This window comes from Streptomyces sp. NPDC025784, assembly GCF_055558435.1.
The window spans coordinates 1-15518 of sequence record NZ_JBVHMN010000023.1 but is presented as its reverse complement, the minus strand read 5'-3'; the positions used below and the strand labels follow the sequence as shown (position 1 = coordinate 15518).

13 protein-coding genes are annotated in these 15518 nt (G+C 71.7%); 9 read left to right on the top strand and 4 right to left on the bottom strand.

Translation table 11 applies throughout. The features are described 5' to 3' along the window. Nucleotides 1–786 precede the first annotated feature (786 nt). Entirely contained in the window at nt 787–1551 is a 765-nt protein-coding gene (locus ACZ4IF_RS37300) for a hypothetical protein (protein ID WP_467571389.1), read from the bottom strand. A gap of 495 nt (nt 1552–2046) precedes the next feature. Next, nucleotides 2047–2616, bottom strand: a complete 570-nt coding sequence (locus tag ACZ4IF_RS37295; RefSeq protein ID WP_467571385.1) for a DUF6518 family protein — start codon at nt 2614–2616, stop codon at nt 2047–2049. Between the two features lie 853 nt (nt 2617–3469). Between ACZ4IF_RS37295 and ACZ4IF_RS37290 the strand changes: the two genes are divergently transcribed. Next, nucleotides 3470–5236 (top strand): beta-ketoacyl-[acyl-carrier-protein] synthase family protein, encoded by a 1767-nt coding sequence (locus ACZ4IF_RS37290; protein ID WP_467571382.1) that lies wholly within the window; start codon nt 3470–3472, stop codon nt 5234–5236. A 63-nt stretch (nt 5237–5299) separates the two neighbouring features. On the opposite strand, the gene ku is transcribed toward ACZ4IF_RS37290, so the two are convergent. Beyond that, nucleotides 5300–6466 carry a non-homologous end joining protein Ku gene (ku, locus tag ACZ4IF_RS37285; protein ID WP_467571379.1) on the bottom strand — a complete coding sequence of 389 codons (1167 nt, stop codon included), beginning with the start codon at nt 6464–6466 and terminating at the stop codon, nt 5300–5302. 58 nt (nt 6467–6524) lie between these two features. Here ku and ligD point away from each other — a divergent pair, with 58 nt between their 5' ends. Further along, nucleotides 6525–7406, top strand: a complete 882-nt coding sequence (ligD, locus tag ACZ4IF_RS37280) for a non-homologous end-joining DNA ligase (RefSeq protein ID WP_467571376.1) — start codon at nt 6525–6527, stop codon at nt 7404–7406. A gap of 54 nt (nt 7407–7460) precedes the next feature. Here the strand turns inward: ligD and ACZ4IF_RS37275 are convergent, their stop codons facing one another. Next, nucleotides 7461–8264: a nuclease-related domain-containing protein gene (locus ACZ4IF_RS37275; protein WP_359503575.1), complete on the bottom strand. Its 804-nt coding sequence runs from the start codon at nt 8262–8264 to the stop codon at nt 7461–7463. Nucleotides 8265–8362: 98 nt separating this feature from the next. Between ACZ4IF_RS37275 and ACZ4IF_RS37270 the strand changes: the two genes are divergently transcribed. The 7 genes from ACZ4IF_RS37270 (at nt 8363) to ACZ4IF_RS37240 (ending at nt 15427) form a co-directional block, all read left to right on the top strand. Beyond that, nucleotides 8363–8872: a protein-tyrosine phosphatase family protein gene (locus tag ACZ4IF_RS37270; protein ID WP_095936628.1), complete on the top strand. Its 510-nt coding sequence runs from the start codon at nt 8363–8365 to the stop codon at nt 8870–8872. Between the two features lie 396 nt (nt 8873–9268). Continuing rightward, entirely contained in the window at nt 9269–10087 is an 819-nt protein-coding gene (locus ACZ4IF_RS37265) for a hypothetical protein (RefSeq protein WP_467571366.1), read from the top strand. Then, entirely contained in the window at nt 10084–11343 is a 1260-nt protein-coding gene (locus ACZ4IF_RS37260) for an ATP-binding protein (RefSeq protein ID WP_467571363.1), read from the top strand. The genes ACZ4IF_RS37265 and ACZ4IF_RS37260 overlap by 4 nt, the downstream gene beginning before the upstream one ends. Nucleotides 11344–11495: 152 nt before the next feature. Next, entirely contained in the window at nt 11496–11954 is a 459-nt protein-coding gene (locus ACZ4IF_RS37255) for an SH3 domain-containing protein (RefSeq protein WP_467571360.1), read from the top strand. A gap of 113 nt (nt 11955–12067) precedes the next feature. Next, nucleotides 12068–13444 carry an FtsW/RodA/SpoVE family cell cycle protein gene (locus ACZ4IF_RS37250; RefSeq protein ID WP_467571357.1) on the top strand — a complete coding sequence of 459 codons (1377 nt, stop codon included), beginning with the start codon at nt 12068–12070 and terminating at the stop codon, nt 13442–13444. Nucleotides 13445–13463: 19 nt separating this feature from the next. Next, a complete protein-coding gene (locus ACZ4IF_RS37245) occupies nt 13464–14921 on the top strand; it encodes a penicillin-binding transpeptidase domain-containing protein (protein WP_467571352.1) in 1458 nt (485 codons plus the stop codon). Between the two features lie 44 nt (nt 14922–14965). Continuing rightward, nucleotides 14966–15427 carry a DUF3291 domain-containing protein gene (locus tag ACZ4IF_RS37240; RefSeq protein WP_467571347.1) on the top strand — a complete coding sequence of 154 codons (462 nt, stop codon included), beginning with the start codon at nt 14966–14968 and terminating at the stop codon, nt 15425–15427. The last annotated feature ends 91 nt before the right edge of the window (nt 15428–15518 follow it).

Genomic DNA, 15518 nt, shown 5'->3' with positions numbered 1-15518 from the left:
CGGTCCGCCTTAGAGCAGGGCAGGCGGACCCGGTCCGGGCCGGGCCGACCCGGACCGGGCCATCGTGGACTATCTGTGGACCGGTGAGCCTATGTGTGGCCAGAGCGGAGCTTTGACCTGCACACGGGCGTCAGGCGGAAGCGCCCTCCGGAGCCGTGTGCGCAGGTTCGAATCCTGCCGGGGGCAATCGCCGCACAGCCGGCAAGAATCACGCGCTGAGCCGGCCGGATGCCTAGAAGAGACAGCGGGAGTATGCCTCAGTGACTCCCGCTGTTTCTCGCTGTCTCTCACTGTTCGTCTCTTACTGTTCGCGCACTGTCTGCGATACACACGACGCACCTCCGACACGCGAGAGACCCACCGCTGGGTCAGGGCGCGACCGTGGATCAGACCTGGGCAGTAACGCTGGGAGAAGGGATCAGCATTGGCGGCGCGGCGCCAGGCGCCATGGGGTGTTACGCCGGCGGCTGGGCGCAGGCTCGCGGCACGGTCCCGCCAGAACACCCACGACGTCGAATGCGTCCGCCCCTGTACGACGGAGACGGCCTTGAAGACCGTGGTCGTCGTCGCCTCATCGAGATCCGGCCCTGCCCACCAGAGCGGCGACCGGCCTCATGGTCCGCACGGCGCGCCGGCTCACGTTGCGCCGAGGTCCGCGCACGGCCGCTCGCGGTCGGCCAGGACGCAAGGTGTCGGGGCCGCCGCGATCGCGGCGGCCCCGACATCTTGACCGGCGCAGCCGTTACCGGCGGCTCGGCCCCCACCAGCTCGCCAGCACCGCGGGCATCACTTCACCACGACGTTGTCCCCGGACGACGTCGACGGCCCGGTGGTGGTGTTGCCGTAGTACACCCAGCGCCACGTACCCGTCTTGGAGGCCTTCACGGTCGTCCTGAGATCACCCGAGCCGTTCGCGTACACCTTCTTCACCGTGGTGTAGGAGGCGGTGCCGGCAGGCTTGAACTGCAGGCTCACCAGGCGGCCTCCGTAGGAGGCGTACTTCCTGGTCTCCCAGTTGGCCCGCGTGACCTTTCCGGTCACGGTGATGGTCTTGTCCTTGGACACCGGTTCGGGCGAGGCGTTGACGGTCAGGCGGGAGTTGCGCTTGACGTGGACCGTCAGACCCTCGTCGTCGGTGTCACCACCGCCGCCCTCGAAGTACACCTCGGCCCCGACCTTCCAGGCCCCGGCCTCGCTGTTACGCATGTCCCACACGCTCGGGTCGAAGTACATCGTCTCGTTGAAGTCGCAGACGCCCGAGCTCACCTTGATGCAGTCGCTCGTCTCGATGGCGTGCCACAGACGATCACCCGCACCACTGCGGTACAGGAACACCGCCGGCCACTTCCACTTGTGAGTGGTCGCCATCCGGAAGGAGGCGGGCACCGCGACCTCCTTCGACACCCCGATCACAATCGACTTGCCGCCGTTCACCTGGACACGGGTGAACGAGACCCCACCCTCGGCCGCTCCGGCCGGCACCGCGGCCACGGCCGTGAACATCGCCGCCGCACCACCGGCCACGACGACTCTCCAGACCTGCTTCCCCACCTGATCCCCAATCTCCTTACGGAAAAGCACCAAAGGATCACCCCTCCAGCGCCTTTCAGACAGCCGGCATCCACACGGGGTTGTACAACCGCGAATCACAATGGGGTATCAGACGATCTCCGCCTCCCGCGGGACGGAGAGGTCGGTGCGGTGCGGCGGGCGGAACACGCACCCCCAGCAAGTGGTGGGTCTCGGCGCGATGCAGAGGCGACCGGGCCGCGTCGCCCTCCTCCCCCAGCGCCTTTTCGATCTTCGCATGGGCTGCTTCCTCGTGACCGTCGTTCGAACCCTGCCGAGGACACGTAGGCAAACGCCCTGGACCGATCTTGGTCCGAGGCCTTTGACGGCGCCTTGGCAGGCGTCCTGCAGCCGGATCACGCGGAGGCCGGCGGACCGGGCGATGCGCGTGAAGGAGTGGTCGACGTTCCGTCGCTCGCCCGGGCGGCCGGTGCGAGTGGTGAAGACGTAGGCGGACTCCCGGTGGGCCGCAGGGCTTTACCCTTCACTCCGGTGCCGCCGGTTGATCAGGATTGCGTGTGCGGCCAGGGCGAGACAGGCAGCTACCGCTGCAAGGCGGGTAATGGTCCATGCCGTCTCACCGACTGGCCCTTGTACCGAGACCTCGGCTCGCAGCCGCGCCGACGTCTCCACGACAGCCGGCAGTGGGACCATCGGTCGAAAGGGGAGACCGCGAAGTCCACGCTTGCGTGCCAGGTTCCCCGCCAGTCCCAGAATGGGCCCGACTGCCAGGGCGACCGCACCCCATGCGAGTGCGGCCGACAAAGCCCCGGCCCAGGTGGTCTGCTCATGCACCGCGTAGTAGGCAGTGACAGCTGCCGCCAGGGACGCTGCAGCCACGGCGGCGGACGCGACCCTGGATGCGCGGGCGAGGCCGGCACAGAAGGCCAGGGCCGACCAGGGCCATGCCTCGTTCAGGACGAGATACGCGGAACGGCCTGCCGTGGAGGTGTCGTTCGTCTCAAGGAGGCGGGTGAGGGCTCCGAGTGCCGCGCCGGCTGCCGGCGCGGCCACGGGTGCCAGGATGAAGGAGCGTGATGAGAACACGGCGTTCCACACAGTCCTTGTCGGTGACCAGGCGTCTGAGACCCGGCCTCCGCACGGGTCTCGGGCCGTCGTCGTGAGTTCACGGCTGCTCGTCGTTCGACCCAGCCGGTGAGGTCGCTGGGACACCGGGCGCCGAGTGTGGCCGAGTGAGTACCGCGAACTCCCTGGGCGTGGTGGGCAAGGTGCCGTCACCGGGACCGTCCAGGCGAGCCGGCCCCAGCGGGTGCGGTCATGCACGAGTACAGGCTTCGCACGCGGCAGAGGGCGCGGACGGGGCCAGGCGTGTGCGACGTGCAGGGCGCGGGATCGCTCCGTCTTCCGTCGGCCCCTATCGAGCAGGAAGGGGCACAGTGCGGCCGGCGGTTGCGTTCGCGGCAAGCCGTCGGCGCAGCCGCTGCCCCCGACCGAGCCATGGTCGGTCGTTCGGTCGGGGCCGGCGGATTTCCACAAGGCCAGCAACTGGCGCGTACATGCGCCGGGCCACCAACACGGTGAACTATTCAGGGCGCGTGGCACTGGCCCAGGGTGTGGACCTCTGCCAGTAATCTCCAAGTCCGGGCGCTGCAAAAGGAAATGACGCTGTGCCTGTGCGTCGTACGGTGAGATGCCGCGACCGTTCACAGCCGTGGTCATTCAGTTTCTGTGGGATCTGCGGGCGGGTGCGGAATTGCGGGCCGCGTGAACATATGTCATTGGCATATTCCATGCGGCACTTCGGCATCCTTGGCGGTTCGCGAATCGAGTGCGCGGCATTCGTGACGTTGCGCACTACCGGGCACGGAAACCTAGGCAACTGGCGAATCGTCGTCGACAGTTGATGCCGACATTCCCCCCATGCACCGAAGGCTCCGCCATGCGCGATTCGTCCGACGTCCCCGTACAGCCCCACGCCGTCACCGTCGCCGAAGTGATTCCCGGTGATCTCCTCGCCCTCTCCGAACAAGAGGTCGCGGAGGAAAGGTGGCATGTGGTCATGCACACACTTCCGGAAAGCCCGGACACCATTCGGGTCACGCTACGGCCGCCCCTCGGGGGAATGGATCACGATCAGGTGCTCGAGCGCGGTCGCCGGGTGACGGTGGCCTGTCGTCGCATGGACGTCTCCGGGATTCCGCGGATCGCGTCGGCCGATCTCACCGGGATGGAGTTCCGTGACGGCGACCGCATCACCTCGCTGCGTACCGTCGACCCCCGGGCCGTCGAGGAGTCGTACACCCGCCGGTGGGGCCGGTGGCACCGGGATCTGGAGAGCCGGGCCGAGGAGCCGGTGACGGACGCCGTGCTGCGCGAGCGTCTCGACGCCGCCGCCCAGGACGGTTGTGTCGTACGGCACTTCCCCCGGCCGCGGCGCGACGCGGCGGGCGGGGCCGGCGCGCCCCGGCGGGTCGTCGTCACCGGCCTGGGTGCCGTCACGCCGCTCGGCATCGGCGTCGACGAGCTCTGGCAGGGTCTGGTGGAAGGCCTCTGCGGGATACGGGAGCTGGAGGGCGAGGAGTTCGCCGAACTGCCCGTACGGGTGGCGGGCAGCGTCCCCGTGGACCCGGCCGGTCTGCTGCCGCGGCCGCAGGCACGACGGATGAACCGCGCCGCCCAGCTGGCGGTGCTCGCCGCGCGCGAGGCGTGGCAGAACGCCGGGTTCGACGTGGCCGGCACGGCCGAGAGCGGGCTGGACCCCGAGCGGGTCGGCGTGAGTGTCGGCGCCATCCTCGGCGACGCCTCCGTGCTGGTCGGCGGCGACCGCAAGCTCCGCGACAAGGGACCGCGCGCCGTGTCACCGCTGACCACGCCGATGACGGTGCCCTCGCAGGCCGCGTCCCAGGTGTCGCTCGCGCTGCGGATCACGGGCGAGGCCCGCACGGTGACCAGCGCGTGCGCGTCCGGCACCGAGGCCATCGGGCAGGCCATCGACCGCATCCGGTACGGGCACGTCGACGTGGCCCTCGCCGGTGGCGCGGAGGCCGTGGTCACCCCGGCGATCATGGCCTCGTTCGCGGCGATGCGCGCCCTGTCCACCCATGAGCTCGGAGACGTCAGCCCGTCGCGGCCCTTCGCCAAGGACCGTGACGGCTTCGTCAACGGCGAGGGTGCGGGCTTCCTGCTGCTGGAGTCCGAGGAGCACGCGCGGGCGCGGGGTGCGCGGATCTACTGCGAGGCCGCCGGCTGGGGGCTGTCGGCCGACGCCCACCACATGGCGGCGCCGGACCCGTCGGGCAGTGGTGTCGCGCTCGCGCTGCGCCGGGCGGTGCGGGACGCGGGCGCCCATGCGGTGGACGTCGTGCACGTCAACGCCCATGCCACCGCCACCACGGACGGCGATCTCGCCGAGGCGAGCGCCCTGCGGGCCGTACTGGGCGGGGACGTCCCGGTGACCGCGCTCAAGGGGCACCTCGGTCATCTCCAGGGCGCGGCGGGCGGGGTGGAGGCGGTGGCCACCGTCCTCACGCTCCATCACGGCCTGATCCCGCCGACCATCGGCTGCGAGGAGCAGGACGACGCCATCGAGCTGGACGTGGTGACGAAGGCTCCCCGTGCCCTTCCGGACCTCGGCGACCTGGCGCTCAGCAACTCCTTCGGCTTCGGCGGCCACAACGCGGTGCTGGCCCTGCGCCGTACGGCCTGATCCCGGACCCGCCGGACCCGTGTACGAGGGCGGGACACCCGCCGAGGCCCACCGAGCGCGCCCTCAGGCGGACGCCCGCTTGCGCGCCGTCGTCTTCTTCGCGGCAGTCTTCTTGGCGGCGGTCTTCTTGGCCGCCGCCTCCTTGCCGGTGCTCTTGGCGGTCTTGGACGTGCTCTTGGCCGTGCTCTTGGACGCCGTGCCCGAGGCCGTCTTGTGGCCTGCCGACTTCTGCGCCGTCGACTTCTGCGCCGTCGACTTGTGCGCCGCCGACTTCTGGGCCGTGGTCTTCCTGGCCGCCGTCCGCTTCGTCGACGTGGACTTCTTGCCGCCGACCTCCTTGGGCGCCGTACGGGCGGACTTGCGGCGGGCCGGGAGGGGGGTGACCTCCGCCTCGCCGCCCGCTTCCGCGGCACCCGCTTCCTCCCCGCCCGTCTCCCCGCCGGCTGCCTCGCCCCGCGACTCCTTGGCCGCGCGCACGCTCTTCTCCAGCGCGGCCATCAGGTCCAGCACCTTGCCGCCGCCCGCCTCGCGCTCGGGCACGCTGGGCGCCTCCGCGCCGGACGCCTTGGCGGTGATGAGTTCCTCGACGGCCTCGCGGTAGTCGTCGTGCAGGTCCTCGAGGTCGACCTCGCCGAGGGTGTCCATCAGCGCGTCGGCGAGGTCCAGTTCCTGCTCGCGGACGGTGACACCGGTGTCCGGGGCGACCTCGTCCGTGGCGCGGATCTCGTCCGGCCAGAGCAGGCCGTGCATGGCGATGACGTCGTCGACGACCCGCAGCATGCCCAGCCGCTCGCGCCCGCGCAGGGCGAACTTGGCGATGGCGACCTTGTTGCTGCGCTTCAGGGCCTCGCGCAGCAGGGTGTACGGCTTGGCGGCGGGCACGCCGTTGGCGGAGAGGTAGTACGCGGTGTCCATCTGGAGCGGGTCGATCCGGTCGGCCGGCACGAAGGCGACGATCTCGATGGTCCTGGCGGTGGGGATCGGCAGTGAGGCCAGGTCCTCGTCCGTGATCGGGATGAGCGTGCCGTCGGCGTCCTCGTAGGCCTTGCCGATCTCCGGGGTCGTGACCTCGCGGTCCTCCAGTTCGCAGACCTTGCGGTAGCGGATCCTGCCGCCGTCGTCGGTGTGGATCTGGCGGAAGGAGATCGAGTGGCTCTCCGTGGCGTTCACGAGCTTGATGGGGATGCTGACCAGGCCGAAGGAGATGGCGCCGTTCCAGATGGATCGCACGTGCGGCATCCTTCCGATCGATATCCGATATCAGCCGGTTTCGTGGGATTCTCATCGTATGACGCCGATCACGGAGGTGGAGGGGCGAAGGCTCGCGCTCAGCAACCTGGAGAAGGTCCTCTATCCCGCCACCGGCTTCACCAAGGGCGAGGTGCTGCACTACTGCGCGACGGTGGCCGACGCCCTGCTCCCGCACCTGCGCGACCGGCCGGTGTCCTTCCTTCGCTACCCGGACGGGCCCGAGGGCCAGGTCTTCTTCACCAAGAACGTGCCGCCGGGTACGCCCGGCTGGGTCACGACCGCCGAGGTGCCGCGCATGGAGGGGCCAGCCCGCATGGTCCTGGTCCAGGACCTCGCCTCACTGATGTGGGCGGCGAACCTGGTGACCGAGTTCCACACGCCGCAGTGGACCATCGGCACGCCCGGCATCGCCGACCGGCTCGTCCTCGACCTGGACCCGGGGGCGCCGGCGACGGTGGTCGAGTGCTGCGAGGTGGCCCTGTGGCTGCGCGAGCGGCTGGGCGGGGACGGGATCGAGGCGTACGCGAAGACGTCCGGGGCGAAGGGGCTGCATCTGCTCGCCCCCGTCGCGCCGACGCCGTCCGAGGACGTCAGCGCGTACGCGAAGGGACTCGCCGTCGAGGCCGAGCGGGCGATGCCGGGGCAGGTCACGCACCGCATGACGAAGAACCTGCGGCCGGGGAAGGTGTTCGTCGACTTCAGCCAGAACGCGGCGCGCAAGACCACGGCGACGCCGTACACGCTGCGGGCGCGGCCCGAGCCCACCGTGTCCACGCCGGTGACGTGGGACGAGGTCGCGTCCTGCACGCATGCGTCGCAGCTCGCCTTCCTCGCGCCGGACGTCGTGGCGAGGCTGGAGCGGTACGGGGATCTGCTGGCGCCCCTGTTCGACGCGGGGCGGGCGGCCGCCCTGCCGTGACGGCTCGGGGCCGCCCCGTCACGGCAGAGCGGCCCGGGACGGCGCTTCGCCGCTTCAGACCCGCAGCCAGGTGTGCCGGTCGCGGGCCATGGCGTGGAGGGCCTCGACGTCGGCCGGCTTCAGGACGCCGCCGAGGCGGGCCAGGTCCGGCAGGTCGGCGTCCTGGAGGATGCGGATCTCCCGCGGTGGTGCCACGACGTCCAAGGTGGCGGGGCCCGCCACGGCCAGCACCGGGTGGACCTCGGCGGTCAGCGCGTACGCGGCGCGGTCGGCGTCCGCGCGGAGCAGGCGCAGCAGCGGACGCGGTTCGTGGCGGCCGACGGTGACCATGGGGTCGGTGACGAGGACGCGCTGTTTGCGCGCGTAGAGGGTGCGCACGGCGAAGATGCCGGCCGGGCCGACGACCAGGTGGTGGATGCGTTCACCGCCGGGCAGGGGCACGGAGTGGAGGGTGTGCCACCCCGCGCCCTCCATCCGGTCCAGGGCCTCGCCGACCGCCTGCTCGGCGGCGAGCGCGCGGCGCCGCGGGTCGGGCCGCAGACGGCGCGGCGGGCCGGGGTCGCGGTCGAGGGCGACCACCAGGGCCTCGCCGGGCCGGTTGGGCGCGAGGTCGTCGTCGGGGTGGAGGGTCAGCCGGGCCAGCTCGGCCGGGGTCGGGACGGGCGGCGGGCCCACCGTCACGGGGCCGGCCAGGAACGGGCCGAGCGCGTCGAGCACGTCCTCGCGCCGGTCCTCGCTGAGCAGGTTGACCCGGGCCGTCTCGCGGTCGTACCAGGCGACGTTCCTGCCGTCCGTCAGGCACACGTACAGCCGCTCCTGACCGTGCCGCCAGGTCGGTACGACGCGCAGTCCCTTCATGCACCATCACCCCTCGACCATGGGAACAGGCGGGGTGCTCCAGGGGCAAGAACCCGGATACCTTTGTGGACAGCTGGGGAGTTGGGTGGGAGGCGCCGTTGCGGACCCGCAGGACACAACCCGATGTACCGGCTCCGGACAGCCCCTGGAGCGAGATCGTGCCCGGCCTGTGGATGGGCGGGCACGCGTTCGCGGGCCGCGCCGGGCAGCCGGAATTCGCCGTCGTGCACGACGAGTTCGACCTCGTGCTCACGCTGCTGCGACTGCCGGGGCACGGGCCGGACCCGGGGATAGAGCACCACGTATGGCCGATTCCGGACGGCCCTCTCGACGGTACGCAGCTGGCGGGCGTGATCCGGCTCGCCCAGGCGGCGGACGACGCCCTGGAGGCGGGGCGCCGGGTCCTGGTCCGTTGCTACCACGGCTACAACCGTTCGGGACTGGTCGTGGCACACGCGCTCGTCCTGGCCGGGCACTCCACCGACGAGGCGATCCGGCTGATACGGAGCCGGCGCTCGCCCTGGGCGCTGCACAACGAGCTCTTCGAGGAGTACCTGCGCGCCGGCCTCGCCACCGCCCGGCTCCTGGAGGAGCTCGCGGAGCCGTGACCCGGCGGGAGGCTCGCACGCGGCCGCGACCACAGGGGTCGCGCGCGGTCCGATCCGGGCGCGCACTCGACGCCGCCGGGGCGGGCAGCCCGACAGGAGCGCACGGCCCGCGGCAGGACGGGCGTGGCCCGCGGGAGGACCAGTGGGGTCCGCGGGAGGACGGCTGCGGTCCGCAGGTGGACGGGTGCGGTCCGCGGGACGGTGGCGCGGCCCGGCGAGTGAACAAAAAGGACTTCCATACGAATAAGGTGTATACGGCGACCGATCGTCCCGCGCCGTGTCCGCACACCCGTCGCGAACCGGTCGCGGACGGTCACCGCTTCGACGACATCGTTCTCCACGCCGACCCCGTGCCGGAGCGCCTGCGGGCCGGGGTGGCCCGGACGCGGGAGTGCAGTGATCCACAGCCGCCGTACGCGCACAGCACTCGGTGCCGCCGCCGCGAGCGCCCTGCTGGTCGCGGCACTGGCGGGCTGCGGCGACTCCGGCGACCTGCGCGGCGCGGGCGCGACGCCCACCGCCGTCGGCCCGACCCGGCTGTGGCCCGAGCTGCCGCCGGCCTCCACGCCAGCCATCGACTACGGGGAGGCCGACACCGAGACGGTCAAGGGGATCACGGCGCCCGGCGACGACATCCACAAGGTGGACCCGCTCGCCGTGGTGCGCGCGGAGGTCGCCGCGCACCCGGCCGAGTACAGCGGCCCGCACGCGACGTACGCGCAGACGGCCGACCGGCTGAAGGACTGCGGCAAGAAGGGCGCGACCGGCGAGAAGTGCCCGGTCCTCCAGGCGTACTACCGCGATCTGACCGGCGACGGCAAGGACGACATGGTGCTCGGCATCCGCTTCCCCGCGGACCAGCTCGCCGTGCGCGTCTACACGTTCCTGGACCACAGGCTGGTGCAGGTGATGGGGACCTCGGACAGGGTGGTCAGCGTGGAGCTCGCGGGCCGCGAGGTGATCATCCGCTCGCCGTCGACGCTGCCGGGCTACGAGTTCCGTACGGTCTGGAGCTGGGATCCGCACCAGAACGCGATGCTGGCGACGCGCGACGAGATCCTCCGCGTCGGGCCTCCTTCCGGGACCGCCACTCCCACGCCCTCCGGCACTCCCACGCCCTCCGCCACGCCCTCGGCCCCGCCGTCCGTGTCGGCGCCGCCGTTCTCGCCGTCCGCGTCGGCACGCACGCCCGCGCCCTCCGCGAGGACCTCATGAGGCGGCCTTTCCTGCGTCTGCCGCGCTGGACCGCCACCCTCACCTGGAAGGCGGCCGCCTTCATCACGGTGATGTGCTGCGGCCTGGCCGCGCTCCTCGGGATCCTCGTGCACGTCTCGGTGACCAACCAGACGGTCGGCGAGGCACGCGGGCGCGCGCTCGACCGGCTCACGGACGTGACGGCCGCGTACGAGGCGGGCGACCGGCTGCCGGCCGGCGCGGGCATCGACCCGCCCGGGCTGCCGGTCACGCTGCGCGCGCTGGCGGCGGGCGGGAAGCGCGGCACGATGGTCGCCGACCGGACGGCGCACCCCACCATGTGGGCGGCCGGGCCCGCGGACGGAGGACGCGCGCTCGCCGTCCAGTACGACTACGCGCAGGGCGCCCACACCATCCAGACCCTGGACCGGTCGATCGTGTGGTCGTCGGCGCTGGCGATCGGCGCGACGCTGCTGGTGGGCGCGTTCGCGGTGACGCGGGTGACGCGGCGGCTGCACGCGACGGCGCTGGTGGCGCGGCGGATCAGCGCGGGCGATCTGGACGCCCGCGTGAACGACCCGTGCGCACAGGACCCCACGCGTCCGCAGGACGAGGTGGCCGCCGTGGCGGGGGCCCTCGACACCATGGCGTCGTCGCTCCAGAGCAAGCTGCTGAGCGAGCAGCGCTTCACCGCGGACGTGGCGCACGAACTGCGCACCCCGCTGACCGGGCTGCACGCGGCGGCCGAACTGCTGCCGCCGGGACGTCCGACGGAGCTGGTGCGCGACCGGGTGGCGGCACTGCGCACGCTCACCGAGGACCTGCTGGAGATCTCCCGTCTGGACGCGCGCAGCGAACGCCTCGACCTGGACTCGGAGCAGCTCGCCCCGCTGGCCGAGCGGGTGGTGCGCGCGTCCGGGACGGACACCGAGGTCAGGGTCGTACGGGACGCGCGGGTGGAGACCGACCGGCGGCGGCTGGAGCGGGTGCTCGGCAATCTCCTGGCGAACGCGCACAACCACGGCACGGGGCCGGTGGTGCTGACGGTGGACGGGCCGGTCGTCACGGTACGGGACCACGGCGAGGGCTATCCGGACTACCTGGTGGAGCACGGGCCGCAGCGCTTTCGCACGGAGGGCGGGGCGAAGGGGCACGGGCTCGGGCTGACGATCGCGCTGGGCCAGTCCGAGGTGCTGGGCGCCCGGCTGCTGTTCGGCAACGCGCCCGACGGCGGCGCGGTGGCGACGCTGATGCTCCCTCAGTCCGGTCCCGCCTGAGCGCCTCACCCGTGCCGGGCCCGGCGGACGACCGTACGGAGCAGCCCGGGCGGCTCTCGGTCCCCGATGGCGCAGCGTGACCTGCGCGCGCCCGACTCCGCTCCTAGTGTGGCGATAAGTCAGATCCGCGCCTACTCGGAGGAGTCCCCCCCATGTTCCTGCGGTCCACGTGCAGCAGGCTCGGCATAGCGGTCGCCGCCGCGAGCCTCTTCGCCCTCGCCGGTGCCGGCCCCGCCCTCGCCGACGAGGCGACGGCCTCGGGGCTCGACGTCGACCGCGGCCTGGAGGCCGGCGCCGCCTTCGACACGGGCATCGGGCGCAGCATCGGCTTCGACGACGGGTTCGACTTCGGGTTCAGCGGCATCGACGATGGGTTGCTGATCCGGGGCAGGGTCGACGCTCCCCGCGGGCTGGCGCTGCGCAGCGACCCGTACCGCGGCGGACGGCTGGTCCGTATCGCCCGGCACGGCGAACCGGTCGGGATCTTCTGCAAGACCAATGGCGAGCCGGTCGACGGCGACACGCTCTGGTACCTGCTCGCCGACAGCACCTGGTCCTGGGCCCCGGCCCGTTCCATCGAGACCTTCGGCACCACGCCCCCGTGGTGCTGAGTTCCGGATCACCGGTGTACCTCACCGGGACCGCACCCCGTGAGGTACACCGGAACAGCCCGTTTATCACTACATAACGGGACATCAGGTTCACCACTTGCTACGTTCCGGACATGATCCAGCCCGGACTGCCCGGAACGACCGTGGTGGCGGACCCGCCCGCCCCGGCCGTACGCCTGCCCCGGCGCCGTGGCATCGAGTTCACCCTCATCGTCGTCGCCGTCCTGCTCTGCGTGTGCGGCTACTGCGCCGTGGGTCTCGCACGGAACGGCACCGTCCCGCCCGGCGCCGCCGGATACGGCGCCGGGCTCGGCGTGCTCGCCCTCCTCGCGCACGTCGCCGTGCGGTTGCGTGCGCCGTACGCCGATCCGCTGCTGCTGCCCATCGCCGTCCTCCTCAACGGCCTCGGACTGGTCCTCATCTACCGGCTCGACCTCGACACCCCGGCCGACCAGGCCGCACCCACCCAGCTGATCTGGTCGACGCTGGGCGTCGCGTTCTTCATCGCGGCCGTGCTCTTCCTGCGCGACCACCGGGTGCTCCAGCGGTACACGTACGTCTCCGTGGTCGCCGCGCTGGGCCTGCTGACGCTGCCGATCTTCTTCCCCGCGGTGAACGGCGCCCGTATCTGGATCAGGATCGCCGGATTCTCCATCCAGCCGGGCGAGTTCGCGAAGGTGCTGCTGGCGGTGTTCTTCGCCGGATACCTCGCCGCCAACCGCAACGCGCTCGCCTACGCGGGCCGCCGGATCTGGCGGTTCGAGCGCCTCCAGCTGCCGGCCGGCCGGGTGCTGGGACCGATCGTCGCGATCTGGCTGCTGAGCGTCGGCGTGCTGGTGCTGGAGCGGGACCTGGGGACGTCCCTGCTGTTCTTCGGACTGTTCGTGATCCTGCTGTACGTCGCCACCGGCCGCACCGGCTGGATCGCCGTCGGGCTGCTGCTGGCCTGCGCGGGCGCCATGGCCGTCGGCCGCCTCGAACCGCATGTGCACGGCCGGGTGCAGGACTGGATGCACCCGTTCGCCTCGATCGAGGCGGGCCAGGGGGCCAACCAACTCGCGCAGTCCCTCTTCTCGTTCGCCGCCGGAGGGGTGACCGGCACCGGTCTGGGGCTCGGCCACTCCATCCTGATCGGCTTCGCCGCCAAGTCCGACTTCATCCTGGCGACCGCGGGCGAGGAGCTGGGGCTGGCCGGACTGTCGGCGATCTTCCTGCTCTACGCCCTGCTCGTGGAGCGCGGCTACCGGGCGGGCCTCGCGCTGCGCGACCCGTTCGGGCGGCTCCTGGCGATCGGTCTGGCGTCGATCGTCGCGCTCCAGGTGTTCGTGATCGCGGGCGGAGTGACCGGCCTGATCCCGCTGACCGGGATGGCGATGCCCTTCCTCGCGCAGGGCGGCTCGTCGGTCGTCACCAACTGGATCATCGTGGCGCTGCTGATCCGGATCAGCGACGTGGCCCGCAGCCAGTACGACGGGACGGCGGCGCCGTGAACGGCCGGGAGGTCGCGCCATGACCAAGTACATCCGCCGGGCCGCCGGGCTGTGCGCCGTGCTGCTCGTCGCGCTCCTCGTGAACGCCGCCCGCGTCCAGGTCTTCCTGGCCTCGTCCTACGACGACAACGTGGCGAACCGCCGTCAGGCGATCACGCGCTACGAGCAGCCGCGCGGGGACATCCTCGTCGACGGCAGGACGATCACCGGTTCCGCGGACACGGGCGAGCAGCTGCGCTACGAACGGACGTACACGGACGGCCCGTTGTACGCACCCGTCACCGGCTTCGCCTCGCAGCTGTACGGGACGACGTTCCTGGAGAACGCGGGCGACGAGATCCTCTCCGGCACCGACCCGATGCTCGCCCCGCTCCCCCTGTGGAACGACGTCACCCGCGCCCAGAACCCCGGCGGAAAGATCGTCACCACCCTGAACTCGGCGGCCCAGCGGGCGGCGTACGACGGTCTCGCCGGGCGCCGGGGCGCGGTCGCCGCGGTCGAACCGGCCACGGGGAAGATCCTCGCGCTGGTGTCCACGCCGTCGTACGACCCCGCGGAGCTGTCCGGGACGGGCCCTGCGGCGACGCGGGCCTGGAACCGGCTGAACGACTCGGCGAGCAAGCCGATGCTCAACCGGGCGATCCGGCAGACGTATCCGCCCGGGTCGACGTTCAAGGTGGTGACCGCCGCCGCGGCGCTGGACGCGGGCGTGGTGAGGGATCTCGACGCGCCGACCGAGTCGCCCGACCCCTACCGGCTCCCCGGCACGACGACCTCGCTCACCAATGAGGTCGACGGCTGCGAGGACGCCTCCGTGCGGTACGCCTTCGAATGGTCCTGCAACTCGGTCTTCGCGAAGCTGGGCGTGGACATCGGCCTCGGCGACATGACGGCGGCGGCGGCGAACTTCGGCTTCAACGACCGGACGCTGAAGATCCCGTTCTCCGTCTCGCCCAGCAACTTCGACCTGACGCTCGACAGGGCGCAGCTGGCGCTCTCCTCCATCGGGCAGTTCGACACCCGGGCGACTCCCCTCCAGATGGCGATGATCTCGTCGGCCGTCGCGGGCGGCGGCTCGGTCAAGGCGCCGTATCTGGTGGAGCGGACGACCACGCAGGGGGGCCGCACGGTCGCCACGACCGGGCAGCGGACCCTCCACCAGGCGATGAGCCCGGCGACCGCGCAGCAGATGCGCGAGCTGATGACCGACGTCGTACGCGAGGGCACCGGCAGGAACGCCGCCATCCCCGGCGCCACCGTCGGCGGCAAGACCGGCACCGCCCAGCACGGGATCGGCAACTCCGGGGTGCCCTACGCATGGTTCATCTCCTGGGCGCAGGCCGAGGGCTCGCTGGAGCCGGCGGTGGCCGTCGCGGTCGTCGTCGAGGACGCGTCCGCCGACCGCGGGGAGATCAGCGGCGGCGGGAACGCGGGGCCGATCGCCAAAGCGGTGATGAGGGCGGTGCTCGGGTTCTGAGACGGGGGTGTCGCCCGGCCCCCACGCCGACCTGACGTTCGGTCATGACCCAGTCCCCTGCCGTGCACGAGCTCGCCCAGGTGAACATCGCCCGTCTCAAAGCACCTTTGGACTCGCCTCCGTTGAAGGACTTCATGGAGGCGCTCGACCCCGTGAACGCCGTCGCGGACGCGGCGGACGGCTTCGTCTGGCGGCTGCAGAGCGAGTCGGGCAACGCGACGGACGTCCCCGTGTTCGGGGACGACTGGCTGATCGTCAACATGTCCACCTGGCGCGACACGAACGCGCTGACCGCGTTCATGTACCAGGGGCAGCACCGTGAGCTGCTGGCCCGCCGCCGCGAGTGGTTCGAACGCCTCGACGAGGCGGTGACGGCGCTGTGGTGGGTCCCGGCGGGGCACCGGCCCACCGTGCGGGAGGCCGAGGCCCGTCTCCTCCACCTGCGTGAGCACGGGCCGACGGCGCACGCGTTCACCCTGCGGACGTCTTTCCCTCCGCAGGACTAGATGAGTAGTTCCGATGTGGCTCAGTGGTCGTAGGCGATCAGTGACCTGGTGATGGGTGCGCCGATGGTGCGGTTGTGCCAGATCGCGCAGG

Excerpts from the sequence above, each read along its gene's own strand:
- ACZ4IF_RS37245 (WP_467571352.1), top strand. The coding sequence starts at position 13,464 with ATGACCAAGTACATCCGCCGGGCCGCCGGGCTGTGCGCCGTGCTGCTC.
- ACZ4IF_RS37290 (WP_467571382.1), top strand. The coding sequence starts at position 3,470 with ATGCGCGATTCGTCCGACGTCCCCGTACAGCCCCACGCCGTCACCGTC.
- ACZ4IF_RS37240 (WP_467571347.1), top strand. The coding sequence starts at position 14,966 with ATGACCCAGTCCCCTGCCGTGCACGAGCTCGCCCAGGTGAACATCGCC.
- ACZ4IF_RS37275 (WP_359503575.1), bottom strand. The coding sequence starts at position 8,264 with ATGAAGGGACTGCGCGTCGTACCGACCTGGCGGCACGGTCAGGAGCGG.
- ACZ4IF_RS37250 (WP_467571357.1), top strand. The coding sequence starts at position 12,068 with ATGATCCAGCCCGGACTGCCCGGAACGACCGTGGTGGCGGACCCGCCC.
- ACZ4IF_RS37260 (WP_467571363.1), top strand. The coding sequence starts at position 10,084 with ATGAGGCGGCCTTTCCTGCGTCTGCCGCGCTGGACCGCCACCCTCACC.
- ligD (WP_467571376.1), top strand. The coding sequence starts at position 6,525 with ATGACGCCGATCACGGAGGTGGAGGGGCGAAGGCTCGCGCTCAGCAAC.
- ACZ4IF_RS37255 (WP_467571360.1), top strand. The coding sequence starts at position 11,496 with ATGTTCCTGCGGTCCACGTGCAGCAGGCTCGGCATAGCGGTCGCCGCC.